This window comes from Brevibacterium sp. SMBL_HHYL_HB1 (assembly GCF_018208375.1).
Lineage (GTDB): Bacteria > Actinomycetota > Actinomycetes > Actinomycetales > Brevibacteriaceae > Brevibacterium > Brevibacterium intestinavium.
In genome coordinates, this window is the sequence record NZ_CP062936.1 from 472,105 (window position 1) to 496,499 (window position 24,395).

20 protein-coding genes, 1 pseudogene and 1 riboswitch are annotated in these 24,395 nt (G+C 67.6%); of the genes and pseudogenes, 13 read left to right on the forward strand and 8 right to left on the reverse strand.

Translation table 11 applies throughout. From position 1 onward, the window contains the following. The first annotated feature begins 540 nt into the window (after window positions 1-540). The 11 genes from IG171_RS02235 (at window position 541) to IG171_RS02285 (ending at window position 14,260) form a co-directional block, all read left to right on the forward strand. Window positions 541-2,103, forward strand: coding sequence for a pyridoxal-dependent decarboxylase (locus tag IG171_RS02235; protein ID WP_249204374.1), 1,563 nt, complete (start codon window positions 541-543; stop codon window positions 2,101-2,103). After that, window positions 2,100-3,542: a SidA/IucD/PvdA family monooxygenase gene (locus IG171_RS02240; protein WP_212129584.1), complete on the forward strand. Its 1,443-nt coding sequence runs from the start codon at window positions 2,100-2,102 to the stop codon at window positions 3,540-3,542. Before IG171_RS02235 ends, IG171_RS02240 begins: the two co-directional genes overlap by 4 nt. Continuing rightward, entirely contained in the window at window positions 3,539-6,124 is a 2,586-nt protein-coding gene (locus IG171_RS02245) for a GNAT family N-acetyltransferase (RefSeq protein ID WP_212129586.1), read from the forward strand. Before IG171_RS02240 ends, IG171_RS02245 begins: the two co-directional genes overlap by 4 nt. A 155-nt stretch (window positions 6,125-6,279) precedes the next feature. After that, a complete protein-coding gene (locus IG171_RS02250) occupies window positions 6,280-7,377 on the forward strand; it encodes a LacI family DNA-binding transcriptional regulator (RefSeq protein ID WP_212129588.1) in 1,098 nt (365 codons plus the stop codon). A gap of 94 nt (window positions 7,378-7,471) precedes the next feature. Beyond that, a complete protein-coding gene (locus IG171_RS02255) occupies window positions 7,472-8,566 on the forward strand; it encodes a substrate-binding domain-containing protein (protein WP_212129589.1) in 1,095 nt (364 codons plus the stop codon). Between the two features lie 70 nt (window positions 8,567-8,636). Continuing rightward, complete coding sequence (locus IG171_RS02260; RefSeq protein WP_212129590.1) at window positions 8,637-9,461, forward strand: ATP-binding cassette domain-containing protein; 825 nt, start codon at window positions 8,637-8,639, stop codon at window positions 9,459-9,461. Beyond that, a complete protein-coding gene (locus IG171_RS02265) occupies window positions 9,458-10,669 on the forward strand; it encodes an ABC transporter permease (RefSeq protein ID WP_212129591.1) in 1,212 nt (403 codons plus the stop codon). The genes IG171_RS02260 and IG171_RS02265 overlap by 4 nt, the downstream gene beginning before the upstream one ends. A gap of 56 nt (window positions 10,670-10,725) precedes the next feature. After that, window positions 10,726-10,844: riboswitch (TPP riboswitch) on the forward strand. Next, window positions 10,832-11,746, forward strand: a complete 915-nt coding sequence (locus IG171_RS02270; protein WP_212129592.1) for a hydroxyethylthiazole kinase — start codon at window positions 10,832-10,834, stop codon at window positions 11,744-11,746. Its footprint overlaps the riboswitch before it by 13 nt. Then, entirely contained in the window at window positions 11,743-12,435 is a 693-nt protein-coding gene (thiE, locus tag IG171_RS02275) for a thiamine phosphate synthase (RefSeq protein WP_212129593.1), read from the forward strand. Before IG171_RS02270 ends, thiE begins: the two co-directional genes overlap by 4 nt. Beyond that, complete coding sequence (gene thiD / locus IG171_RS02280; RefSeq protein WP_212129594.1) at window positions 12,432-13,340, forward strand: bifunctional hydroxymethylpyrimidine kinase/phosphomethylpyrimidine kinase; 909 nt, start codon at window positions 12,432-12,434, stop codon at window positions 13,338-13,340. The genes thiE and thiD overlap by 4 nt, the downstream gene beginning before the upstream one ends. 185 nt (window positions 13,341-13,525) lie before the next feature. After that, window positions 13,526-14,260, forward strand: coding sequence for a TenA family protein (locus IG171_RS02285; protein WP_212129596.1), 735 nt, complete (start codon window positions 13,526-13,528; stop codon window positions 14,258-14,260). 83 nt (window positions 14,261-14,343) lie between these two features. On the opposite strand, the gene IG171_RS02290 is transcribed toward IG171_RS02285, so the two are convergent. The 3 genes from IG171_RS02290 to IG171_RS02300 all read right to left on the reverse strand — a co-directional run bounded on the left by IG171_RS02290 (window position 14,344) and on the right by IG171_RS02300 (window position 16,084). Then, the gene (locus IG171_RS02290; RefSeq protein ID WP_083532680.1) at window positions 14,344-14,859 is read right to left on the reverse strand and encodes a DUF1648 domain-containing protein; all 516 of its coding nucleotides are present in this window, start codon (window positions 14,857-14,859) and stop codon (window positions 14,344-14,346) included. A gap of 82 nt (window positions 14,860-14,941) precedes the next feature. After that, window positions 14,942-15,157 (reverse strand): hypothetical protein, encoded by a 216-nt coding sequence (locus tag IG171_RS02295; protein ID WP_212129598.1) that lies wholly within the window; start codon window positions 15,155-15,157, stop codon window positions 14,942-14,944. A gap of 165 nt (window positions 15,158-15,322) precedes the next feature. Continuing rightward, entirely contained in the window at window positions 15,323-16,084 is a 762-nt protein-coding gene (locus IG171_RS02300; protein WP_212129600.1) for a universal stress protein, read from the reverse strand. Window positions 16,085-16,254: 170 nt separating this feature from the next. Between IG171_RS02300 and IG171_RS02305 the strand changes: the two genes are divergently transcribed. Both IG171_RS02305 and IG171_RS02310 read left to right on the forward strand, forming a co-directional pair. Continuing rightward, window positions 16,255-17,565, forward strand: a complete 1,311-nt coding sequence (locus IG171_RS02305; RefSeq protein WP_212129602.1) for an ISL3 family transposase — start codon at window positions 16,255-16,257, stop codon at window positions 17,563-17,565. A 3-nt stretch (window positions 17,566-17,568) separates the two neighbouring features. Continuing rightward, a pseudogene (locus IG171_RS02310) lies at window positions 17,569-18,867 on the forward strand (ISL3 family transposase); the annotation flags it as partial. On the opposite strand, the gene IG171_RS02315 reads toward IG171_RS02310, so the two are convergent. From IG171_RS02315 to nadA, 5 genes are all read right to left on the reverse strand, one after another. Beyond that, entirely contained in the window at window positions 18,855-19,073 is a 219-nt protein-coding gene (locus tag IG171_RS02315; RefSeq protein WP_212129604.1) for a universal stress protein, read from the reverse strand. The pseudogene IG171_RS02310 and the gene IG171_RS02315 sit on opposite strands and share 13 nt — an antisense overlap. 160 nt (window positions 19,074-19,233) lie before the next feature. After that, on the reverse strand, window positions 19,234-20,451 hold the full coding sequence (locus IG171_RS02320; protein WP_212129605.1) for a cysteine desulfurase family protein: 1,218 nt from the start codon (window positions 20,449-20,451) through the stop codon (window positions 19,234-19,236). Window position 20,452: 1 nt separating this feature from the next. Beyond that, window positions 20,453-21,304, reverse strand: coding sequence for a carboxylating nicotinate-nucleotide diphosphorylase (gene nadC / locus IG171_RS02325; protein ID WP_212129606.1), 852 nt, complete (start codon window positions 21,302-21,304; stop codon window positions 20,453-20,455). Beyond that, window positions 21,298-22,959 carry an L-aspartate oxidase gene (nadB, locus tag IG171_RS02330; protein ID WP_212129607.1) on the reverse strand — a complete coding sequence of 554 codons (1,662 nt, stop codon included), beginning with the start codon at window positions 22,957-22,959 and terminating at the stop codon, window positions 21,298-21,300. Before nadB ends, nadC begins: the two co-directional genes overlap by 7 nt. A 4-nt stretch (window positions 22,960-22,963) precedes the next feature. Next, window positions 22,964-24,247: a quinolinate synthase NadA gene (nadA, locus tag IG171_RS02335; RefSeq protein ID WP_212131490.1), complete on the reverse strand. Its 1,284-nt coding sequence runs from the start codon at window positions 24,245-24,247 to the stop codon at window positions 22,964-22,966. Between the last annotated feature and the right edge of the window lie 148 nt (window positions 24,248-24,395).

Below are 24,395 nucleotides of genomic sequence, written 5' to 3' on the forward strand. Positions count from 1 at the left end.
GGTGCACTGATAGGCAGGCCGTTGTGGACGTCCCCTGCGCCTCGACGATCGCCCGGCGAGCAGAGCTTCAGCGTCGCAGTCGATTCTCCGGGCGATCCAGTGCGGTTTCCGCGGCAGGATCGCTGCGGATCGACCAGAGAATCGCCAGTTCGACTGCTCGGGCTGTCTCACGATGCTGGATGACACACCCTGATGTGACGAATGCCACGCGCTCGTTTTGCGGCCGATGCACCCGTAGTGTGAGCGGTCTCCTTGCCTGGGAACGCTGGGAAGCAGTGGTATCGGCCCCGGTCAGACGTCTACTTCCGTAGTGGCCGGAGCCGGATGAACCCCTTCGAAACGAATAGGAACTTAGGGTAGGTTTCCCTAATGCGAACCGCGATCCGCTGTTCGTTCATCGAAGGAGGAAACCTCACAGTGACGACTTCTCTGCTCTACGACACCGAAGCGACACCCGTCTCAGCGCCCCTTCATACCCTCGACCATCCCCACACCGATGCTCTGCTCGGCGCCCACAGCGCTGACGAATACGCATCACTCATGCACAGCGTCGTCGACTCACTCGGCGAACGATTCCGCACAACTGAGCGGGCAGCCTCGGCGAAGGACCGCACCGGCCTGCAGGCCGCGGTCGACGCCGTCGACCTCGACACCGCCGGAGTCGGCAACGCCGAAGCCCTGCGTGAAGTCGACGCCCTCTACGCCGACAACGCCGTGTGGTTCCACCACCCCAGCTACGTCGCCCACCTCAACTGCCCCGTCGCCGTGCCTGCCGTCGCCGCCGAAGCGATGCTCGCGGCCATCAACACCTCGGTCGACACCTACGACCAGTCCGAGGTCGCCACCCTCATGGAGCGGCGGCTGATCGACTGGACCTGCGACCACCTCGGCTTCGCCGACGGCGACGGAATCTTCACCTCCGGAGGCACCCAGTCGAACCTCCAGGCGCTGTTCCTCGCCCGCGAAAACGTCCTTGCCGGACTCGCCGAAGGACGCACCGCTGGGACCGCCGCTGCTCGGGCCGGCGGAGCCGGTGACGCACCCACGGACACCGGTGACGCACCCGCGGGCACCGGTGACGCACCCGCGGATGGCGGCAGCGCCACCCGCCGAGGCGGCCCGTCCGACCGGCCCACCCGCCGTGACCGGCTGTTCCGACTGCGCATCCTCGCCACCGACCAGGCCCACTTCTCCGTGGCCCGGGCCGCGTTCCTCCTCGGCCTCGACGCCGAGGCGGTCGTGACCGTGCCGACCGATGCCGCCGGACGCATGGACGCCGAGGCACTGCGAGCGAGCCTGCTGGCGATCGAGGCGAACGGGGCCATCCCCATGGCCGTCGTCGCCACCGCCGGAACCACGGATCTCGGGGTCATCGACCCGCTCGAGCCCATCGCCGAGGTCTGCGAAGCCGCGAACGTGTGGCTGCACGTCGACGCCGCCTACGGGGGAGGCCTGCTCTGGGCCCCGCGCCGAGTCCACCTGCTCGACGGGATCGGGCGGGCCGCCTCGGTGACCATCGACTTCCACAAGACGTTCTTCCAGCCGGTGTCGTCCTCGGCGCTGCTGGTCAGGGACGCGAACCTGTTCACCCCGACCATCCACCACCACGACTACCTCAACCCCGAGGCCGAGGCGCAGTCGGCCGAGGCCGAACCGAACCAGGTCGACAAATCCCTGCAGACCACCCGCCGCTTCGACGCGCTCAAGCTCTGGGCGACGCTGCGGGCCCGCGGCTCGCACGAGATCGGCGCGATGATCGACACCGTGTGCGACCTGGCCGATAGGGTGCGCGAACTGCTCGAGGACCAGTCCGACTTCGAAGTCCTGGGCGGCTCGGACCTGTCGACCGTGCTCTTCCGCTTCGCCCCGCCGAACGCGGACCGGCAGACGTGCGATGACCTCGTGCCGATCATCCGCCGCGTCCTCTTCCGCTCCGGTCGGGCCGCCGTCGCCCGCACCGTCATCGCCGGCACCCCGTGGCTCAAACTCACCCTGCTCAACCCCGACACCGGACTCGACGACATCACCGCCGTCCTCGACCTCGTCCGCGCCACCGGACACGGAATCCTGGCCGGACGCACCCTCGAAGGAGGTGCGGCATGAGCACGCACGACATCCACGACCTCCTCGGCATCGGCATCGGACCCTTCGGCCTCGGCCTGGCCGCACTGTCCGAACCGCTGGCCGACGTCGACGCCGTCTTCGTCGACCAGCGCCCCGAATTCCGGTGGCATCCGGGCATGATGATCGAGGGCTCGACCATCCAGGTGCCCTTCCTCGCCGACCTCGTCACCATGGCCGACCCGACCTCGCCGTACTCGTTCCTCAACTTCCTCAAAGAGCGCCGCCGGCTCTACCCCTTCTACATCCGCGAATCCTTCTACCCCCTGCGCGCCGAGTTCGACGAATACTGCCGGTGGGTCGCCGCCCAGCTGGACTCGCTGCGCTGGAACCGCCGCATCGTATCCGTGACCAGGGAAGACGGCGTGTACACCGCGATCGCCGAGGTGACCGATGCCGCGGGTGAGATCGTGGACACCGAGACCTACCGCGCCCGTCATCTCGTCCTCGGCGTCGGCACGAACCCGGTGCTGCCACCTGCCCTGCACGGACTTCGGGGACAGGCCGGTGCCGGTCACCGTGCGGCGGGCTCGACCGGTGCCGGCGCCGACGGATCGGCCCGGACCGCCGGCTCGGCCGGTGTCGGCCCGCTCATCCACACCTCCGACTACCTCGACAACCGCGAGGCCCTGCTCGAATCCGGGGCGATCACGATCGTCGGCAGCGGCCAGTCGGCCGCCGAGATCTACCGGGATCTCATCGACGATGCCGAAGACCGCGGGGTGCGACTGGACTGGGTGACCCGCTCGCCGAGGTTCTTCCCCATGGAGTACACGAAGCTCACCCTCGAAATGACCTCCCCCGAATACACCGACCACTTCCGCGCCCTGCCCGATGACCTGCGCGACCGTGTCGGCCGCGAGCAGCGCACCCTGTACAAGGGGATCTCCGCCGACCTCGTCGACGACATCCACGACGCCCTCTACCGGCTCAGCCGCGGCGGACGCACGCTGCTGACGACCCTCATCTCCGAGGCCGAACTGCAGACGGCGACGGTCGATCCGATCAGCGGCGAGTATCTGCTCGACTTCCGCAACACCGCACTGGACAAGACCTTCACCCGGCGCAGCGGAGCCGTGGTCGCGGCCACCGGATACCGTTCGCAGGTGCCGGACTTCCTCGCCCCGCTCGGCGACGAGGTGCACCTCGACGCCCACGGACGCCTCGACGTCAGCCGGCATTACACGATCAACGACGAGGGCACCATCCACGTCCTCAATGGGGAAGAGCACACCCACGGCGTCACCGCCCCCGACCTCGGCTTCGGTCCCTGGCGGGCCTCGGTCGTGCTCGCCCGGGTGACCGGTCGCGAACCGTATCCGATCGAGAACCGGATCGCGTTCCAGACCTTCGGGGTGCCCGACGACGATCCCGCCGCCGCCCTCGACCTCGACGACTCCAAGGAGATGTCACACGCATGACCACCGAACTCATCACCGACCCGACAGAGACACCGACCACCGCCCCGGCCGAGGCGACCACCGAGGACGCGAGCCCGGCCCCGAGCCCGACCCGGGGCTCGATCGTCAAGCTGACGGCCGCCTCGGCGAGGGTGGCCATCCGACCGCTCGACGTCGACCGGGACACCGCACGGGTCCACGAATGGCTCAGCCATCCGCGCGCCCACTACTGGATGATGACCGACCTCGACGAGGCGGGGGTCCGGGCCTACCTCGAGGGCATCCGCGATTCGGCGGAGGAGGCCGGCTGGGTCGGGTCCGTCGATGGCACCGACTGCTTCTACGTCGAGACCTACATCCCGGACAGCCTCATCCCGCAGAACGTGCTGGCCACCGGGCCGGGAGACATCGGAATGCACCTGCTCGTCGCCCCACCGGCCGGACGGGCCATGCACGGTCTGACCGACCGCATCATGGCCGAAGTCATCGACTTCTGCCTCAGGCCCGCTGACCAGGGCGGACGGGGAGGTTGCCGCGTCGTCGTCGAACCCGACGCCCGCAATGGCGCCATCATCGAGAAGAACTGGGCGGCAGGATTCTCACCGGTGCGCGAGGCGAGGATCCTCATGGGCGAGGCGGAGAAGCGGGCGTTGGTGAGCGTGTGCACCCGGGCCGATTTCGACGCGAGCGCGCTGGCACCGCTCGTCGGAGCCGGCGGTCGGGACGACGGAGCCCCTCACACCTACGCTCATCTCAACGCCGATGCGTTCGCCGTCGTCCAGCGCCACCTCGTGGCCAAGGCCCTGTCCGAATTCGCCCATGAGCGACTCATCGCGCCCCTGCGGGTGAGCGCGGACGCCGGGGACGCCTCGGCCGACGCCGGGGACGCCTCGGCCGACGCCGGGAACGCCTCGGCGGACGCCGGGGAGGGCGGCCCCGCCTCGGCGGACGCCGGGAACGGCACCTGGGAGCTGGCCGTCGACGGCGGCACTCGCTACACCTTCACCGCACGGCTGCTGCCGCTCGAGCACTGGGTCATCGACGAAGACAGCATCACCCGCCGGCGTGACGGCGCCGAGGCCGCACTCGATGTGCAGGAGCTCGTCGTCGAACTCCAAGAGGACCTCGCCCTGCCCGAGGACCTCATCTCGACCTACCTCGAGGAGCTCGCCTCGACGCTGGCCAGCGCCGCCTTCAAACTCGAGGACGCTCGGGCCGGGAAGCGACCGGATGCGCGCGGACTCGTCGACGCGGACTTCCAGACCACCGAGGCGGCCATGACCGAAGGCCACCCCGGATTCCTCGCGAACAACGGACGCATCGGCTTCGGATTGTCCGATTTCCGCCAGTGGGCGCCGGAGAACGGCGAACTCAATCGCCTCGAATGGATCGCCGTCAGACGCGAGCACAGCCATCTGTCCTTAGGCGTTGGACTCGCCGAGGCGGACCACCTCGGCCAGGCGCTCAGCGAGGCCGAACGCGAACTCTTCGACACCCGCATCAGAGCGGCCGGGCAGGATCCCGAGGACTTCCACCTCATGCCGATCCACCCGTGGCAGGCCGACCACCGGCTGGCGATCACCTTCGCCGCCGATATCGCCCGCGGAGACCTGCTGCCCCTGGGGGAGGGGCGCGATGAGCACCAGGCACAGCAGTCCCTGCGCACCTTCTTCAACCACTCGCGCACGGGACCGTACGTCAAGGTCGCGCTCGCCGTGCAGAACATGGGATTCCTGCGCGGACTGTCCCCGAAGTACATGCGCGACACACCGGCCATCAACGACTGGGTCGCGGACCTCATCGACTCCGACGATACCTTCGCCGAGGCGGGGTTCCGGGTCCTGCGGGAGCGGGCGGCACTCGGCTACACCGGCGACGTCTACCACCGGACGAAGGAGACGAACCCGCACCGGAAGATGCTCGCGGCTCTGTGGCGAGAGAACCCGCTCGAGAAGATCGCCCCTGGTCAGAAGCTCATCACCATGGCCGCTCTGCTCCACCGCGACCACGAAGGCCGCTCCTTCGTCGCCGAGCTCATCCGCGCATCGGGGCTGGAGCCGGACGACTGGGTGCGCAGCTGCCTGCGGGCCTATCTGCGCCCGCTGGTCCATGCCCTGCTCGCCCACGACCTCGTGTTCATGCCGCACGGGGAGAACCTCATCCTCGTCCTCGACGACAACTCGGTCACCGGGGCGTTCATGAAGGACATCGGTGAGGAGGTCGCCGTGCTCGGCCACCGCGAACTGCCCGACGAGGTCGAACGCATCCGCGCCGTGGTCTCAGGCGAGGAGAAGGCGCTGTCGGTGTTCACGGACATGTTCGACGGAGTCCTGCGCCACCTGTCGGGAATCCTCGACGTCGACGGGCTGCTCGACGCCGGGCGCTTCTGGCAGCTCGTCGCCGAGGTCCTCGATGACTACGAGTCCGATCATCCCGAGCACGCCCGCGGGGTCAGCGGGGACGTCGACCTGCGCGTTCAGCGCTTCGCCCACTCCTGCCTCAACCGCCTGCAGCTGCGGAACACGAAGCAGATGGTCGACATCGGCAACCAGGCCGAATCCCTGCTCTACGCCGGCACCATGCCCAACCCTGTGGCCCGCTGACCACGACGAACACCATCGTCGCCGAGGTGGGGCTCCGCAGCTGAGCCCCACCTCGGCGAACGGTTTCGCCGGTCAGCGGTTAGTATCATTCCTGAGATCGTCTGTGCGGAGCACCGCAGCAGGACGAACCGGTCCTCGGGCTCAAAGGTGTGGTCATGGCGAAGCAGAACGAACGGCCGACGCTGGCCACGGTCGCTGCGCGTGCCGGAGTCAGCATCAAGACCGCCTCCCGTGTGCTCAACGGGGAGAAGCACGTCGCCCGAGTGACTGCGCAGAAGGTCGCCGAAGCCGCCGCCGAACTCGGCTTCCGCCTCAACCCCACAGCCAAGAGACTGCGCGCCGGTGGGCGCTCGCCCTACGTCGGCGTCGTCCTCTCCGATGCCGAAGACGCCTTCCAGGCGCGTGCCTTCGCCGCGCTGGAAGCCGAACTCGCCGCCGTGGACCTGCGGCCGGTGGTGACGGTGATCGGGGACGACCCGGACCGTGAGGAGGCGTTCGTCGACGAGAGCCTGGCCAATGACCTGTCCGGACTGATCATCGTCCGAGCCCACCCCGAATCCCCGCGAACCTACGCCGGGGCCGCCGCGAACTCCGCCATCAGAATCGTCTCCCTCGACCCCGCGGTCACCGGGGACGGAATCAGCGTCGTGGCCGGTGACGAGCTCAACGCCGGTCGGCTGGCCGCTCAGCAGCTGCTCGACCACGGGCACCGCGCCCTCGGCGTCATCGGCGACCACTCGACTTCTGTCATCACCACCCGCCGCCTCGACGGCATCCAATCGGCCTTCGCCGGTCGCAGCGACATCGGCTGGCGAGCCTATATGCGCGAAGACGCCCATGACGAGGCCAGCGCGAAGAACGTCGTCGCCGCCTGGCTCGGCTCCCGCAGCGCCCCGAGCGCGCTCATCACCCTCTCGGCCACCCTCACCCAGGGAGCCATCGACGCCTGCCGCCGTCTCGGCGAGTGGCCGGCACTCGTGGGCATCGACGACTTCCCGACCGCCGAACTGCTCGACGTCACCGTCGTCGACCGGGACGTCGAGACCATGGCCGCCGAGGCGGTCGGCCGCCTGCACGCCGAGCCCGGGGACGGTGACGACCGCCTCGGCGGCGGGAGAGGCGATGGCCTCGATGACGGCAGTGGCGACCGCCTCGGTGCGGGCGGACGCGCGCACCCGGCAGAGCGACAAGATGTCTTCCCGGTTGAACTCATCGCTCGGGGCAGCGGAGAGGAGCGGCCGGAGAGGCGGTGAAGACTTTTGGGCCGAAACAGTTGACACCGAGGGCCGATCGGCGAATCATATTCACCAGTCTGACAACGTTGTCAGAATGAGTGAAAGGTTCACAATGAGGCACAAGCCCAAGTCCCACAGGAAGCTGGCCCTCTTCGGTGCCTCGGTCGCCATCGGCGCTCTCGCGCTCAGCGGCTGCGGCAATCAGAAGGGACAGGGAAACGCGGAAGCCGACAGCGGTTCTTCAGGCGACGGAGACGTCACCATCGCGCTGCTCCTTCCCGAGTCGAAGACCACCCGATACGAGTCCCTCGACAAACCGAACTTCGAGAAGTACGTCGCCGAGGCCAACCCCGATGCGAAGGTCGAATACCGCAACGCGAACCAGGACGCGACCCAGCAGCAACAGCAGTTCGAAGCGGCCGTGACCGAGGGCGTCGACGCCATCGTCCTCGACCCCGTCGACGCTTCCGCCGTGTCCTCGGCGCTGTCGAAGGCGCAGGCGAAGAAGATCCCGGTCATCTCCTACGACCGCTTCTTCGAAGGCGCCGACTACTACACCTCGTTCGACAACAAGAAGATCGGCAACCTGCAGGGCCAGGCCGTGCTCGACGGGCTCGAAGACGAAGGCACCGACCCGACGTCGGGCCCGGTGTGGATGGTCAACGGTGATCCGAAGGACCCCAACGCCGCGGACTTCAAGGCCGGCGCCGAGGAGACCCTCGAGGACGCCGGCGTCGACATCGCCGCCAGCCACGACACCCTCGACTGGAACCCCGACGACGCCCGCCAGTGGGTCGAGGGTCAGCTGCAGGGCGACGGTGAGGAGCCGATCGCGATCTACGCAGCCAACGACGGCACCGCCGGCGGTGTCATCGCCGCTGTGAACAAGGCCAAGGTCGACACCGTCATCACCGGTCAGGACGCCGAGGTCGACGGCCTGCAGAACATCCTCAAGGGGGATCAGTACGCGACCATCTACAAGTCGATCCCGCCGCAGGCCGAATTCGCCGCCAACGCCGCTGTCGCGCTGGCCGCCGGTGAGGACGTCGACGGCGGAACCACCTACAAGGACACTCCGACCGACTTCGTCGAGGCCGAGGTCGTCACGAAGGACTCCGTCAAGGACATCGTCGGCGACCAGATCAAGGCCGAAGACATCTGCACCGGCAGTGTGAAGGAGCTCTGCGACGACGCAGGAGTGAAGTGACCGACCTCGTCGTCGGCGGCCATCCGGTCGCCGACGCTCGGGCCGAAACGATCGTGACGAGTAGGAACAGATGACATCTGAGACACCCGAACCGGCGCCCGCTGCATCGCGGGCGCCGGGAGGCGACAGCGAACCCGTGCTCGAACTGCGCGGCATCAACAAACGGTTCGGGGCCGTCCAGGCCCTGACCGACATCCATCTCACCGTCGGCCGCGGCGAAGTCGTCGGCCTCGTCGGCGACAACGGCGCCGGCAAGTCGACCCTGATCAAGGTCATCGCCGGAGTCCACGCCGCCGATGAGGGCGATCTGGTCATCAACGGCGCGCGACAGAGGTTCTCCTCGCCCAAGGACGCGCAGAAGGCCGGAGTGGCCACCGTGTTCCAGGACCTGGCCCTGTGCGAGAACCTCGACGTCGTGGCCAACCTGTTCCTCGGGCATGAGAAGACCCGCGGACCGGTGCTCGATGAGGTGGCCATGGAGGCGAAGTCCTGGGAGCTGCTGCGCAGCCTGTCGGCGAAGATCCCGAGCGTGCGAGTGCCGATCGCGGCCCTGTCCGGCGGTCAGCGCCAGACCGTCGCGATCGCCCGGTCGCTGCTGGGCGAACCGTCTCTGGTCATGCTCGATGAGCCGACCGCCGCACTCGGAGTGGCGCAGACGGCCGAGGTGCTCAACCTCATCGAAAGGCTCAAGGAGCGGGATCTGGGAGTGCTGCTCGTCAGCCACAATATGGCCGATGTGCAGGCCGTCGCCGATCGCGTCCACGTGCTGCGGCTGGGCAAGGACGCCGGCGACTTCCCCGGCGACGAACGCACCGATGTGCTCGTCGCCGCCATCACCGGTGCCAGTGACAATGTCGTGACCCAGAGGGCCGCACGCAGGGGTGAGCGCCGATGACCCGCAACTCCTTCATCACCGATGAGCGGATCTCCAGCGAGGGACTGATCGGCACGTTCGTCCGCCGGGTCAAGGAGGGCCAGCTCGGGTCGTTCCCGGTCATCCTCGCGCTCGTCGTCATCGTCATCGTGTTCCAAACCGCCGACAGCAATTTCATCTCCCCGGCCAATCTCGTCAACCTCTCCACCCAGGTCGCGTTCCTCGCGATCCTCGCTCTGGGCATCAACCTCATCCTGCTCCTGGGCGAGATCGATCTGTCCCTGGCGCAGCTGGGCGGGCTGGCGGCCTCGCTGCTCGGGGTGCTCGTGGTCAGGCAGGGCGTGCCGCCGCTGATCGCGCTGGTCATCATGCTGCTGCTCGGCCTCGTCGTCGGAGCCGTGCAGGGATGGTTCTTCGCCGTCGTCGGCATCCCGGCGTTCGTCGTGACCCTGGCCGGACTGCTCGCGTTCACCGGCCTGACATTGACGACTCTGGGCACGCAGAAGAACCTGTCGATGTCGGAAACCTTCGCCTTCGACTTCGCCAGCTACTACTTCCCAGCCATCTGGGCGTATGTCTTCGGAGCGATCGCGATCACCGGCTTCGGGGCGGGCATCATCTACTCGAAGCTGCGCCGGCACCGTGAGGGACTGAGCGCACCGAGCTGGACCTCGGCCATCGTGCGCATCGTGCTGCTGGCCGCGATCGTCTTCGGATTCCTCATCCTCGTCAACCAGGACTTCGGCCTGGCGATGCCCTTCTTCCTCATGATGGTCATCGCGATCGTCATCGACCTGGTGCTGCGCAAGACCCGCTACGGCCGCTCGATCTACGCCGTCGGCGGCAAGGTCGAGGCCGCCAGGCGGGCCGGCATCCGCGTCACCTGGGTGCGCATCAGCGTGTTCATGACCGCCGGGGTGCTCGCCGCCCTGTTCGGGTTCATCAAGACCGGTGTGACGACGAATGCGGGATCGACCCTGGTCAGCACCCAGGATCTGCTCAACGCGATCGCGGCGGCCGTCATCGGCGGAACCTCCCTGTTCGGCGGGCGCGGTTCGGCCTGGGCCGCGGTCCTCGGCGCACTCGTCGTCGGCGCGATCAACAACGGTCTCTATCTCATCGGCTTCAACTCCGACGCGCAGCAGATCATCACCGCGCTCGTTCTGCTCACCGCCGTCGTCGTCGATGCGCTCAGCCGCCGCGGCCACAGGTACGTCGGCCGGGGGTAGCGGACAGGCCGCCACGTGCGGACTCGCCCCGTACCTGTGGGGCTGATACAGTCGAAGCCAATGACATGGGGTGCCTCATGACGATCCGCGGCAACGGGGAGCGCAGAGGCTGAGAGAACACCCATCGAACCTGATCTGGGCCATACTAGCGAAGGGATCGTCATGGTTGACTTCGACCTGCGTTCTGCCAACGCACGACTGCGTGCGGGACATCCAATCATCCAATGCATCACGAACACCGTCGTGCAGCAATTCAGCGCGAACGTGCTCCTGGCCGTCGGTGCCTCCCCGGCGATGCTCGACCATGAGGCCGACGCCGGGCAGTTCGCCGGCATCGCCAACGGCGTGCTCATCAACTTCGGCACCGCCTCGAACCACCAGCTGCTCGCCGCCGATGCCGCCATCGACGTCGCCGCTGCCGCCGGCAAGCCCTGGGTCCTCGACCCGGTCAGCGTCGGCGCGGTCGACTTCCGCACCTCCCGCATCCGCCGCGCCGCCGCCGACCGACCGACCGCGATCCGCGGCAACGCCTCGGAGATCGCGGCTCTGGCCGGAGTCGGCCTCGGCGGACGGGGAGTCGACTCCACCGATGAGGTGGACGCCGTTCTGCCCGCAGCCGTCCAGCTGGCGCGCACGACCGGTGCGATCGTCGCGGTCTCCGGGCCCAGAGATGCCGTCGTCGCCCACATCGACGGGACCGACCATGTGGCCCATATCGACGGCGGGCACGAATTCATGCCGCTGGTCATCGGCACCGGCTGCTCCCTCGGCGCCGTCACCGTCGCCTACCTGGCCGGCGCGGGCAAGGGCACTGCCGGACCCGACTCCGATGTGTCGGTGCCCGCGGCCGCGGCGTCGGCAGATCCGGGCGCGACCGCCTCGGCGCGGTTCGAAGCCGTCGTCGCCGCCCACGCGCATTTCGCCGTCGCCGGAGAACTCGCCGCCGCCGGGGCGCAGGGACCGGGCAGCTATTCGGTCAGCTTCCTCGACGCACTCCACGCCGTCACCGGTGACCAGCTGGCCCAGGCCCGGGTCAGCCACCGAACGCTGACCGCGGACGAAGGCGTGCAGGCATGACCGCCGGCTCCCGCTTCGCCGGCATCGACACCCGCCTCTACCTCGTCACCGACTCCGCCCAATGCGAAGCGGCCGGCCGCAGCGTCGCCGAGACCGTGGCCGAAGCCGTTGCCGGGGGAGTGGGCATCGTCCAGGTCCGCGACAAGGACATCGACGACGCCGCCTTCTACTCACTGACCCGTCAGGTCATCGCCGCCATCGACACCGCCACGGCCGGCACCGACCGCCACGTTCCCCTCGTCCTCAACGACCGCGTCGAGGTGGCCCGCCGCCTCATCGACGAAGGCGAGAGTGTGCACATCCACGTCGGCCAATCGGACACCTCGGTCGGTGACGTCCGCGCCGCACTCGGCCCCGAACCGCTCATCGGCCTGTCCGCGGCCGACAGTGCCGAATTCGCCGCCGCCCGCAACACCGGCGTCGTCGATCTGATCGGCATCGGACCCGTCTTCGACACCAAGACGAAGGCCGACGCCCCCGACGGCATCGGCCCCGACCGCCTCGGCAAACTCGCCGCCGAAGCGGGAATCCCGGCCGTCGCGATCGGCGGGATCAGCATCGACCGGGCGCCCGAGCTGCGCGGGCGCGGGCTGCTCGGCATCTGCGTGGTCTCGGCGATCTGTGCGGCCGAGGATCCGAAGGCCGCGGCCCGGCAGCTGCTCGCCGCCTTCACCGGAGGTCAGGAGTGAGCACACGCCCGCCCATCACCCTGTCCATCGCCGGCACCGACCCCAGCGGCGGAGCCGGAATCCACGCCGACCTCAAGACCTTCACCGCCCGAGGAACCCTCGGCACGACCGTCATCACGGCCCTCGTGGCGCAGAACACGCACGGAGTGTCGCGGGTCTACCCGATCGACGTCGATTTCGTGGCCGACCAGTTCGACTCCGTGCTCGATGACATGCCCGTCGACGCCTCGAAGTCCGGGATGCTCGGCACGCGCCGACTCGTCGAACTCGTCGCCGCCCGTGCCGCGACCGGCAGGCTCGGCTTCTTCACCGTCGACCCGGTGATGATCGCGACCTCCGGCCACCGCCTCCTCGAAGCCGATGCCGTCGACGCGGTCCGCACCCACCTGCTGCCGGCCGCCGACCTCATCACCCCGAACCTGCCCGAGGCGGCTCTGCTGCTCGGTGACGACGAACCGGAAGCGCAGACGCCGGAGCAGATGCGCGACCAGGCCCGCCGCCTGCTCGACCGGGGTCCTGGCGCCGTTCTGCTCAAGGGCGGGCACGGCACCCATGGAGACGTCACCGACATCCTCGCCACCCGTGACGGACAGATGAGCGAATTCACCCACCCGCGGGTGGACACGCCGAACACGCACGGGACCGGATGCACCCTGTCCGCGGCGATCACCGCCGAGGTGGCCGCGCTCGGTCGGCAAAGCGCAGGCGCGGCGGGGGCGAACGGCCAGGCCGCGGCCAGGTCCGCGGCAGATGCCGACCTCCTCGGCGAGGCCGTCAGCAATGCACTGGACTTCCTGGCCAGAGCCCTGGTCTCGGCAGCCGACTGGCAGGTCAGCCTCGAGCCCGACGGCGCCCACGGCCCCGTCGACCACCAGGTCGACATCGTGCGCGGCCAGCCTGCCTGAACCCGCGCGAACCGACCCGCTCACGACCCGAGTGCACTGATTCCCGTCCGCGGCCCACGCCGGCCTCGCGTCCGGGCTCGGGCCCGATGCTGGCTCGGACCCGGACCATTGCGCCCCGCCACGAGTCTCAACCACACGAATCCCGACCACACGAAGCCCAATCACACGAGTACGAAGGAGTTCCCATGACCGTCAACTTCGCCGCCGGCCCGCAGACCACCCAGCTGTGGGAGCGCGTCCGCCCGATCGTCGCACAGATCGAAGACCTGCCGTTCCTCGCCCAGCTCGCCGACGGCAGCCTCGACGTCACGGCGTTCACGAACTACATCATCCAGGACGGCATCTACCTGAACGGCTACGCGAAGGCGATGTCCTTCCTCGCCGCGAAGACCGTCGACCGGGACGAGTCGCGCTTCTGGGCCGGTTCCGCCGCCGAGGCGATCACGGTCGAGGAGGGCATGCACGAAGAGCTGCTCGCCGATTCGCGTCTGGCGGCCGCGTATTCCGAGCTCAGCGGCGGTTCCACGGCCTCGCCGACCACGCTCGGCTATGTGTCCTTCCTCGTCGCCACGGCCGCCAGCCGCTCCTACGGTGAAGGCGTGGCCGGAGTGCTGCCGTGCTTCTGGGTCTACGCCCACATGGGCAAGGTGCTCATCGACCAGGCCGGGCAGATGGCCGCTGACCACCCGTATCGGACCTGGGTGCAGACCTATGACTCACCGGAGTTCGACGAATCGACCCGCCGCGCGGTCGTCATCCTCGAACAGGAGCTCGAGAAGGCCCCGGAGGAAGAAGCCGCGCGCATGCGTGCGGCGTTCGAACAGGCCTGTGTCTACGAACTCCACTTCTGGGCCTCGGCACATGCGATGCAGAACTGGGACGCCTCCGTGTTCCTGCCGCAGGGCGCTGCGAGCGTCTGAGGGAAGCTGCTGAGACCGTCGCTGCCACGACGGCGCTGAACCGGATCGCCGCCGCTGCGCCGAGGCCGGCCCGCTGTGCTGGGTCACCTCGGCGGGCGGAGCCGGCGGACGAGGTTGATCAGGGCCGCGGCGGTGATGATGAGGAAGACACCCGTGGGAAGGAACGTCATCCCCGTCGCCCCGCGCCCTTCGCGCATGACCATCACAAGCACCGACGTCAGCAGCAGCGCCAAGGCGCCACCGGTGAAGCGCATGAACTGCATGAGGCAGTCATAGAGGTAGGCGCGCTCACCGTTGTTCAGCCAGTAGTCCTTGAACGGGATGTTGACGATGGAGGCGGGCAGCTTCTCCCAGATCCACCGGATCGAGAAGAGCACGGGGATTCCCACTCCGATCGGCACGAGCCAGCCCAGCGTGCTCGCCTTCGACGACCAATCATCGGGCTGCCCCGACGCGTCGAAATGGCTGGCCACAGTCTCCGGAGCCTGCACCCAGAACCAGATGGCGGATCCGATGAACACGAGGATCGAGAGGACCGCGAACACGAGCGCGGCGAAGTCTGCCATCGGGGACCGGCGGGGATTCGGAGAGGAAGTCACCCTGCCACTCTAACAACATGGGAAGTCGCCCACGCCCTCTGTCATAGGGGCCGCGGGCGTTCGACAGCTGCGACGACCGGGATCAGGCCCGTGAAGATTCCGAGGGATCCTCTGGATAGTGTGTGAGCGGACCGAACGCCCCGAGCGCATGCCAACCGCGACGCAGCGTGGTCCACAGCAGCACATGGTCGACTTCCATGAGGGGGACGCGGTCGTGTTTCGGGCAGGCGTATCGCCCGATGAAGAATACGATCGTCGAGAACATCACGGCAATCATGAATAGAATCAGCAGATCCATGGTGGCCCCCTCACACCCGATGCGAATGCTTGACCCCATTTTCTCCCGGAAACGCCGATAAAGATAGGGGGAGCCTCGGATACGGGACGGACATCACCACCAGTCAGGATTCCTCGCTGAGCGGGTGCCCGACCGATGTTGATCGGGCACCCGTCCAGGGCGCCGTCAGCGGGTCTCCGGCTCGTCCTCCACACGGTCGTCGGCGAGCTGAGGCACGACCATGACGGGGCCTGCCATGTGGTGGAGAAGTGAGCGCGAGGTCGAACCGAGGAGCGCGCTGCGCAGCCCGCCGCGTCCGCGACAGCCGACGACGGTCAGCTGGCCGCGGTGGCTGGCCTCTTCCAGCACCTGGTCCGGCTGGCCGACTCGAACTGAGCCCTCGACCTGCAGATCGGGGAAGTGCCGCTTCACCCAGGCGACCTCGGCATCGAGGTGGTCGGCGAGTTCCTGCCTCATCTGATGGGTCACTTCCGGGATGGCAGCGCTGGCTCCCCCATACCAGAGGATGGATTCGTCCAGCGGGTGCAGCGCGGTGACCAGTGAAAGCGCGGTCTCGGCCTCGGAGGCCATCTCAGCTGCCGCAAGAGCGGCGATGCGGCTGAGCTGCGAACCATCGACACCGGCGAACACCGGTGCTTCGTTCGGTCTGGGATCGAGGTCGAGCGCAGAGAGCGGCTCGGCTTCGTCCTCGTCTCCGGGGATGACGATCGTCGGGCATTTGGCATGTGCGGGAAGGGCGGCGGCGACGGAGCCGAGGACGCGCCCGAGGAACCCTCCGCGTCCTCGTGCTCCGACGATGACAGTCTGGGCTCGTTCGGTGATCTTGGCCAGTGCCCCCCACCGAATCGCCTTCGACGGTGGCCACAGCGGACACACCGGGAAAGTCCTCGAGCAGTTCGCGCGCTCGGTCGAGCGTCTGCTCGGCATCGCGTCGGCGATACTCGTACTCGGGCACGGCCGGGATCGCCGCATAGGTGGCTCTTCGTAAAAGAGAGTGTAGATCGGTGATTCCAGGACACGGCGCGTCGCTGCGCGGATAGGCGTCGAGGTCTTCCGATGATGGAAGTTCTCACACAACCCATCCGAAAGACCTCGACGTGGCCAAGCCTACTTTCTCGACCCCTGACCTTACGACATTCTGCCGACTCGACACCCTCGATCTGACCTGCACCGGCCAAAACATCACCGGGCAAAAGGCCATCCTGGAATGCCGTCCAAACACGGCAGATGACTGGTGCCGACGGTGCGGTGGTCACGGGATCGTCCGCGACACCGTCGTCCGCCAGCTGGCCCACGAACCTTTCGGCCACCGACCAACCACGCTTCACATTCGCCTCCGCCGTTACAAATGCGTCGAGTGTGGCCGCGTCTGGCGTCAAGACACCACAGCTGCGGCGCCACCACGAGCGAAGATCTCGCGAACCGGCCTCGACTGGGCGTTGCGTGCCCTCGTGATCGATCACGACACCGTGTCCGTCATCGCTGCGAAACTCGCCGTGTCCTGGCACACCGCGAACTCCGCCGTCCTCGCTGAAGGTAAGCGGTTGTTGATCAACGACCCGACCCGTTTCGACGGGGTCAGCGTCATTGGTGTCGACGAGCATGTATGGCGGCACACCCGGCGTGGTGACAAGTACGTCACCGTCATCATCGACCTCACCCCGATCAGCGAGGGAACAGGCTCGGCACGTCTGCTCGACATGGTGGCTGGCCGTTCGAAGCAGGTGTTCAAACAATGGTTGAAAGACCGACCGAAAGAATGGCGTGAGGGCATCGACGTCGTCGCGATGGACGGATTCTCCGGCTTCAAAACAGCCTCAGCTGAGGAGCTGCCCGACGCTGTGGAAGTCATGGACCCCTTCCACGTCGTCAAACTCGCCGGTGATGCCCTCGACGAGGTACGTCGCCGAGTTCAGCAGGAGACAACCGGCCATCGCGGACGAGCAAAGGACCCGTTGTACCGGGCAAGAAGAACTCTTCACACGGGCAGCAGCTTACTCACGACCAAGCAGCAGGAAAGAATCGCGAACCTCTTCGCTGACCCGAACTTCACCGAAGTCGAAGTCACCTGGGCTGTCTACCAAGACATTGTCAGCGCCTACCGAACCGCGGACTGCAAAGAGGGCAAGAGACTCTTGCAAACGGTCATCGACGCCCTGACAACGAATCTGCCACCCGAACTTGTCGAGCTCAAACGGTTAGGACGAACGTTGAAGCGTCGAGCTGCTGATGTGCTCGCATTCTTCACCCGACCGGGAACGTCGAACGGTCCCACTGAAGCGATCAACGGCAGACTCGAGCATCTACGCGGGTCCGCGCTGGGATTCCGCAACCTCACGCATTACATCGCCAGATGTCTGCTCGAGTCCGGTGGCTTCCGACCGGTCCTACACTCTCAATTACGATGAGCCACTTTCTCGACCCCTGACCTTACGACATTCTGCCGACTCGACACCCTCGACCTCACCTGCACCGGCCAACACATCACCGGGCACAAAGCCATCCTGGAATGCCGTCCAAACACGGCAGATGACTGGTGCCGACGGTGCGGCGGCCACGGGATCATTCGCGACACCGTCGTCCGCCAGCTGGCCCACGAACCTTTCGGCCACCGACCAACCACGCTTCACATTCGCCTCCGCCGTTACAAATGCGTCGAGTGTGGCCGCGTCTGGCGTCAAGACACCACAGCTGCGGCGCCACCACGAGCGAAGATCTCGCGAACCGGCCTCGACTGGGCGTTGCGTGCCCTCGTGATCGATCACGACACCGTGTCCGTCATCGCTGCGAAACTCGCCGTGTCCTGGCACACCGCGAACTCCGCCGTCCTCGCTGAAGGTAAGCGGTTGTTGATCAACGACCCGACCCGTTTCGACGGGGTCAGCGTCATTGGTGTCGACGAGCATGTATGGCGGCACACCCGGCGTGGTGACAAGTACGTCACCGTCATCATCGACCTCACCCCGATCAGCGAGGGAACAGGCTCGGCACGTCTGCTCGACATGGTGGCTGGCCGTTCGAAGCAGGTGTTCAAACAATGGTTGAAAGACCGACCGAAAGAATGGCGTGAGGGCATCGACGTCGTCGCGATGGACGGATTCTCCGGCTTCAAAACAGCCTCAGCTGAGGAGCTGCCCGACGCTGTGGAAGTCATGGACCCCTTCCACGTCGTCAAACTCGCCGGTGATGCCCTCGACGAGGTACGTCGCCGAGTTCAGCAGGAGACAACCGGCCATCGCGGACGAGCAAAGGACCCGTTGTACCGGGCAAGAAGAACTCTTCACACGGGCAGCAGCTTACTCACGACCAAGCAGCAGGAAAGAATCGCGAACCTCTTCGCTGACCCGAACTTCACCGAAGTCGAAGTCACCTGGGCTGTCTACCAAGACATTGTCAGCGCCTACCGAACCGCGGACTGCAAAGAGGGCAAGAGACTCTTGCAAACGGTCATCGACGCCCTGACAACGAATCTGCCACCCGAACTTGTCGAGCTCAAACGGTTAGGACGAACGTTGAAGCGTCGAGCTGCTGATGTGCTCGCATTCTTCACCCGACCGGGAACGTCGAACGGTCCCACTGAAGCGATCAACGGCAGACTCGAGCATCTACGCGGGTCCGCGCTGGGATTCCGCAACCTCACGCATTACATCGCCAGATGTCTGCTCGAGTCCGGTGGCTTCCGACCGGTCCTACACTCTCAATTACGATGAGCCGCATAGGTGGCATAGAAGTTGACCGGAACCTTGTAGGTCATGACGACGGTCAGCTTCGTCTTTCGGCGCAGGGCCAGTCGGGCACCGTACTCGAGGGCTCGAACCGAGTTCGCGGAGCCGTCGAAACCGACGAGGATTCCCAGATCGCCTTCGGGAAGATCGTAGGAGACGCTATCTGTTGGGGTGGAGACTTCGTGACTCATGATCGTCCGTTCTCTGTCAATGTCAATCACTGAGGAAACGACGAGAAAGAAGTCAGCGGCAGCCGAGCCCGTCCTCGCCTGCCTCCAGTCTACACAAGTTTTCTACAGTATGTAGAAAAATAGATGCTGGTCGGTGGCGCCCAGCGCCGCGAGCTCAGCCTCAGGCATAGCGCTGTGTGAGGCGGGAAGCCGCCGTTGTGAGCATCTCGAACGCTCGACGGCCCTGTTCGTCGGTGATGGAGGCCGGAAAAGTGAAGCGCACGCTCGTCTGAGCGACCTCGGCGTCGATGCCCAGCGCCGTGAGCACATGCGAGGCCTCATCGGAACCGACCGCGCAGGCCGATCCGCTCGAGGCCGTGACACCGAGGCGCTCGAGTTCGAGGAGCACGGCCTCTCCGGAGGTGTCCGGGAAGCAGAACGAGGCATGGTTCGGTGTCCGCGCATCCGGGCTGCCCGTGAGGAAGGCTCCCGGAACCGCGGCCAGGACCGCGGCGATGAACTCATCGCGGATGGCCCGGACGCGAGCGGCGGCTTCGACCCGCTCCGCCTCGGCGAGTTCGAGTGCGGTGGCGAAGGCGATCGCCAGTGCCACGTTCTCCGTGCCCGACCGGCGCCCCGACTCCTGCCCGCCGCCGTGGATGAGCGGTTCGACGGGCACGCGGGCGCGGATCGCGGCCACCCCGATGCCCTTCGGCGCACCGACCTTGTGCCCGGCCAGGGTGAGCGCATCGGCGCCGAGGCCCGACAGCGGCAGCCAACCGGCGGCCTGCACCGCATCGGTGTGCAGCAGCGCTCCCGCCTCGTGGGCGATGTCCGCCAGGGCCGGAACGTCGGCGACGGTGCCGATCTCGTTGTTCGCATAGCCGAGGCTGACGAGCACGGTGTCGTCCCGCACGGCAGCGGCCAGCGCCTCGGGGGCCACCGTCCCCTCGGAGGTCAGGGCCACCTCGGTGACATCGAATCCGTGCACCCGGGCGAGGAAGTCGACCGGGGCGAGCACCGCTTCGTGCTCGATCGCCGAGGTGACGATATGCCGCCGAGGCGGCTGACCGTCGCGCGACCGGGCACTGCCGGCCCGGAGCTGTCGGCCGGCCCGCGTGCCGACGCGAGCCCGGGCGCCGAGAGCCATGCCGATGATCGCGAGGTTGTCGGCCTCGGTGCCGCCGCTGGTGAAGGTGATGTCCGTGGTGCGCATCCCGAGCACCTTCGCCACCCGGGATCGGGCATCGGCGAGGGCCTCGGACGAGATCCGGCCGATCTCGTGATGGCTCGACGGATTGCCGAACGCCCCGGCCAGATACGGCCACGCGGCCTCGAGCGCCTCCCGACGCACCGGAGCCGCCGAGGCGGTGTCGAGGTAGAGCCGGGTCCCGTCCATCTCAGTGCTCCAGGCTCAGGTCGAGGCCGAGGTCCACGGCGCGGACACTGTGGGTCAGAGCCCCTGAGGAGATGACGTCGACACCGGTGGCGGCGATCTCGCCGATCGTGGACAGGGTGACATTGCCGCTGGCCTCGACGAGAGCGCGTCCGGCGATGAGCTCGACGCCCTCGCGCAGCTGGGCAGGGGTGAAGTTGTCGAGCATGATGATGTCGGCCCCGCCCTCGAGTACGGCCGGGATCTGGTCGAGCCGGTCGACCTCGACCTCGATCGTCGTCGTGTGCGGCAGCCGGGCCCGCGCGGCACGGATCGACTCGCTGACATCGTCGCCCTCGCCGGCCAGGACGGCGAGGTGGTTGTCCTTGACCATGACCGCGTCCGAGAGTCCGAAGCGGTGATTGTGCCCGCCGCCGGCGACGACGGCATGCTTGTCGAAGGCCCGCAGCCCCGGGATGGTCTTGCGGGTGTCGGCGATGCGGGCCCGCCCGGCGGCGGCATCCACATAGGCCCTGGTCTCGGTCGCGATGCCGCTCATCCGCTGGCAGAAGTTCAATGCGATCCGCTCGGCCCGCAGCACTGCCCGGGCCGATCCGTGCACGGTGGCCAGAACATCGCCGGAGGTGAAGGCATCCCCGTCGGCGGCGCGCAGTTCGACCGTGGTCTCGGCATCGACGAGGGCGAAGGTGCGGGCGAAGACCTCGATGCCGGCGAGCACCCCGTCCTGCCTGGCGCGCAGCTGGGCACGCGCCGAGGCGCCGGCGGGAATGAAGACCTCCCCGGTGACGTCTCCCCAGGGGGCGTCCTCGTCCAGAGCGAGGTGAAGCGCGGAATCGATGGTCGCAGCGGTCAGCATGCGGTGGCCTCCTGGAGCAGGTCGGTGGTGGTGCCGCCTGTGGCGACGGCGCTCGGGTCCGGGGTGTCGGTGCGGGTATGGGCGCCGAGGCTGTGTTCGCGGGCCAGAGCGTGCCGGGCCATGTGTTCGGCGATGAGCGCGAGATTCGCCGTCTCGACTTCCTCGGTGAGGGACTCGTGCCGCTCGTCGGGCGCCGGATCCTCGCCGAGGCGCTCGAGCAGGAGGCGCAGACCGGCGGCCCGTCGTTCCACGCCGAGGTGGGCCCAGGTCAGATCCCGCAGCTCGGACCGCGACAAGCCCGTCCGGGGCAGGTCCTTCTGACGGGACAGGCTCATCCGGCGCGGCAACGGCGGGTCGACGCAGATGGGGGCGGTGGCGGCCGGATCGGCGACGTCGCCGAGTTCGGCTTCGATCGCTCGGGCCGCGCGGGCGGCGAAGACCGCTGCCTCCAGCAGGGAGTTCGAGGCCAGACGGTTCGCCCCGTGCACTCCGGTGCACGCGACCTCACCGACGGCGTAGAGCCCAGCGATGCTGGTGCGCCCAACGAGGTCGGTGGCGATGCCGCCCATGAAGTAATGGGCGGCCGGGGTGACGGGAATGAGATCGTGGGCGGGGTTCAGCCCGTGGGCGGCAAGTCCGCGAGTGATGCTGGGGAACCGGTCCGCGAACTCCGGGACGAGCCTGGCATCGAGGAAGCAGGGCCGACCGTTCTGGGCCACCGACCGGCGGTGCAGGGCCAGGGCCACGACATTGCGCGGGGCCAGCTCGGCCCGGTCGTCGACCTCAGGCAGGAAGCGTCGGCCCTGCTCATCGACGATCCGCGCACCGGCACCGCGGACGGCCTCGGAGATGAGGAACCCGGGTCCGGCCAGCGCGGTCGGGTGGAACTGGAAGAACTCGAGGTCGCGCACTGTCGCACCGGCCCGGAGTGCCGCGGCCAGACCGTCCCCGGTCGCCGCCGCCGGGTTCGTCGTATGCGCGAAGACCTGCCCGGCGCCTCCGGTGGCGAGCACGACCGCATCGGCGGCCAGATGCTCGATCCGGCCATCGCGCAGGACGGTGATGCCCGTGACGCGCTCCTGGGGTCCAGGTTCGGATGCGGACTCCCCGCGCTCGCCGGACGTCTCGGCGACGAGGTCGAGGAGCATCGTGTGCTCGAGCACGCGCACTCGCCCGGTGCCCGCCTCGGCGCGCTGGGCAGTGCCCGACTCGGCGTGCTGGGCAGTGCCAGTCTCGGCGCGCAGGCGATCGCACAGGGCCGCACCGATCGCACGACCGGTCGCATCGCCGCCGGAGTGGAAGATGCGCCGATGGGAATGGGCCCCCTCCATCCCGCGGGACCAGGCGCCGGTCGGGTCCGTGTCGAACTCGACGCCCGCTTCGGCGAGGGAGACGATGGCTTCACCGCCGGCCTCACAGAGGACGCGCACCGCGGACTCATCGCAGTGGCCGGCCCCGGCGGCGAGGGTGTCGGCGATATGGGAGGCGACCGTGTCCTCTGTCCCGATGACCCCGGCGATCCCGCCCTGGGCCCAGGCGGTGTTCGACTCGCCGAGGCCGCCCTTGGTCACCAGCGTGATGGCATGACGACCGGCCAGCTGCAGCGCCGCGGTCAGCCCGGCGATGCCGGAGCCGATGATGATGACGTGTCCCACGGGCTCAGACCCGCGGCTTCGCGGCGAGCATGCGTGTCAGCGACTCGCGGGCGGGATCGGCCACAGAGTCATCGACCGAGATCTGATTGACGACCTCACCGTCGATGAGCGACTCGAGCACCCAGGCGATGTAGCCGGGGTGGATCCGGTACATCGTCGAACACGGGCAGATGACGGGATCGAGGCAGAAGATCGTGTGCTGCGGATGCTCGGCGGCCAGCCTCTGGACGAGGTTGATCTCCGTGCCGATGGCGAAGGTCGTCGGCTCATCCGCCTCGGCGATGGCCTTCGTGATGTATGCGGTCGAGCCGGACTCATCGGCGGCGGCCACGGTCTCGCGCGGGCACTCGGGGTGGACGATGACGCGGACGTTCGGATGTTCGGTCCGGGCCTTGTCGATCTGGGCGGGGGTGAAGCGCTTGTGCACGGAGCAGAAGCCCTGCCACAGGATGACGCGGGCGTCCTCGAGGTCATCGACGGTGTTGTTGCCCAGGGGTCGGGCCGGGTTCCACAGCGGCATCTCGTCGAGCCCGATGCCCATATTCACCGCTGTATTGCGGCCGAGGTGCTGGTCGGGGAAGAACAGGACCCGCTGACCGCGTTCGAACGCCCACTCGAGGACCATCTCGGCGTTGGACGAGGTGCACACGATGCCGCCGTTGCGGCCGCAGAAGCCCTTGACCGCGGCCGAGGAATTCATGTACGTGACAGGGATGACCGGCACCCGGCCGTCGGCATCGGGCTCGGTGCCGAAGACCTCGGCCAACTGCTCCCAGCAGTCCTCGACCTGGTCGATCGAGGCCATATCGGCCATCGAGCAGCCGGCGGCGAGGTTGGGCAGGATGACCGACTGGTTCGGCTTCGAGAGCAGATCGGCGGTCTCGGCCATGAAGTGCACGCCGCAGAAGACGATCGCCTCGGCCTCCGGGTGGTTCTGGGCGGCGCGGGCGAGCATGAACGAGTCGCCGATGTAATCGGCGTGCTCGACGACCTCGACGCGCTGGTAGTGATGTCCGAGCATGACCACCCGGTCGCCGAGGGTCTCCTTGGCGGCGCGGATCCGGGCATCGAGCTCCTCGGCCGAGGCCTGCTTGTACTCCTCGGGGATCTCGCCCTGACGCGGGGCTTCGGCCGGGATCGTGTCGGCCAGCGAGGCTCCGGGGCCGTAGCCGGGGCGGACATCGACGTCCCACGGGGCGTCGAGCAGCTCCGTCGAACACATGTCGTCCTTCGACCCGGTCTTCGAGATGTCCTTGAGTGTGAGTTCGATCGAAGCTGTTGTGGTCATCATCGTCCTTCGCGTCGGTGGGCGGCTTCCGGCGGTGCAGTTGCCCGCCGGGAGACGGCCGGAATACTTTGCGCAGAACTGAGCTAAATTGTTTGCGCAGATGTGAGCTTAATGGTCTCGGACTGCCGTTGACAACTCCGACCCCGGT

Excerpts from the sequence above, each read along its gene's own strand:
- IG171_RS02285 (WP_212129596.1), top strand. The coding sequence starts at position 13,526 with ATGACCGTCAACTTCGCCGCCGGCCCGCAGACCACCCAGCTGTGGGAG.
- IG171_RS02315 (WP_212129604.1), bottom strand. The coding sequence starts at position 19,073 with ATGAGTCACGAAGTCTCCACCCCAACAGATAGCGTCTCCTACGATCTT.
- IG171_RS02240 (WP_212129584.1), top strand. The coding sequence starts at position 2,100 with ATGAGCACGCACGACATCCACGACCTCCTCGGCATCGGCATCGGACCC.
- IG171_RS02245 (WP_212129586.1), top strand. The coding sequence starts at position 3,539 with ATGACCACCGAACTCATCACCGACCCGACAGAGACACCGACCACCGCC.
- nadA (WP_212131490.1), bottom strand. The coding sequence starts at position 24,247 with ATGACCACAACAGCTTCGATCGAACTCACACTCAAGGACATCTCGAAG.
- IG171_RS02255 (WP_212129589.1), top strand. The coding sequence starts at position 7,472 with ATGAGGCACAAGCCCAAGTCCCACAGGAAGCTGGCCCTCTTCGGTGCC.
- nadC (WP_212129606.1), bottom strand. The coding sequence starts at position 21,304 with ATGCTGACCGCTGCGACCATCGATTCCGCGCTTCACCTCGCTCTGGAC.
- IG171_RS02235 (WP_249204374.1), top strand. The coding sequence starts at position 541 with ATGCACAGCGTCGTCGACTCACTCGGCGAACGATTCCGCACAACTGAG.
- IG171_RS02295 (WP_212129598.1), bottom strand. The coding sequence starts at position 15,157 with ATGGATCTGCTGATTCTATTCATGATTGCCGTGATGTTCTCGACGATC.
- IG171_RS02320 (WP_212129605.1), bottom strand. The coding sequence starts at position 20,451 with ATGGACGGGACCCGGCTCTACCTCGACACCGCCTCGGCGGCTCCGGTG.
- IG171_RS02300 (WP_212129600.1), bottom strand. The coding sequence starts at position 16,084 with ATGCCGAGCAGACGCTCGACCGAGCGCGCGAACTGCTCGAGGACTTTC.
- IG171_RS02260 (WP_212129590.1), top strand. The coding sequence starts at position 8,637 with ATGACATCTGAGACACCCGAACCGGCGCCCGCTGCATCGCGGGCGCCG.
- thiE (WP_212129593.1), top strand. The coding sequence starts at position 11,743 with ATGACCGCCGGCTCCCGCTTCGCCGGCATCGACACCCGCCTCTACCTC.
- IG171_RS02265 (WP_212129591.1), top strand. The coding sequence starts at position 9,458 with ATGACCCGCAACTCCTTCATCACCGATGAGCGGATCTCCAGCGAGGGA.
- IG171_RS02250 (WP_212129588.1), top strand. The coding sequence starts at position 6,280 with ATGGCGAAGCAGAACGAACGGCCGACGCTGGCCACGGTCGCTGCGCGT.
- IG171_RS02270 (WP_212129592.1), top strand. The coding sequence starts at position 10,832 with ATGGTTGACTTCGACCTGCGTTCTGCCAACGCACGACTGCGTGCGGGA.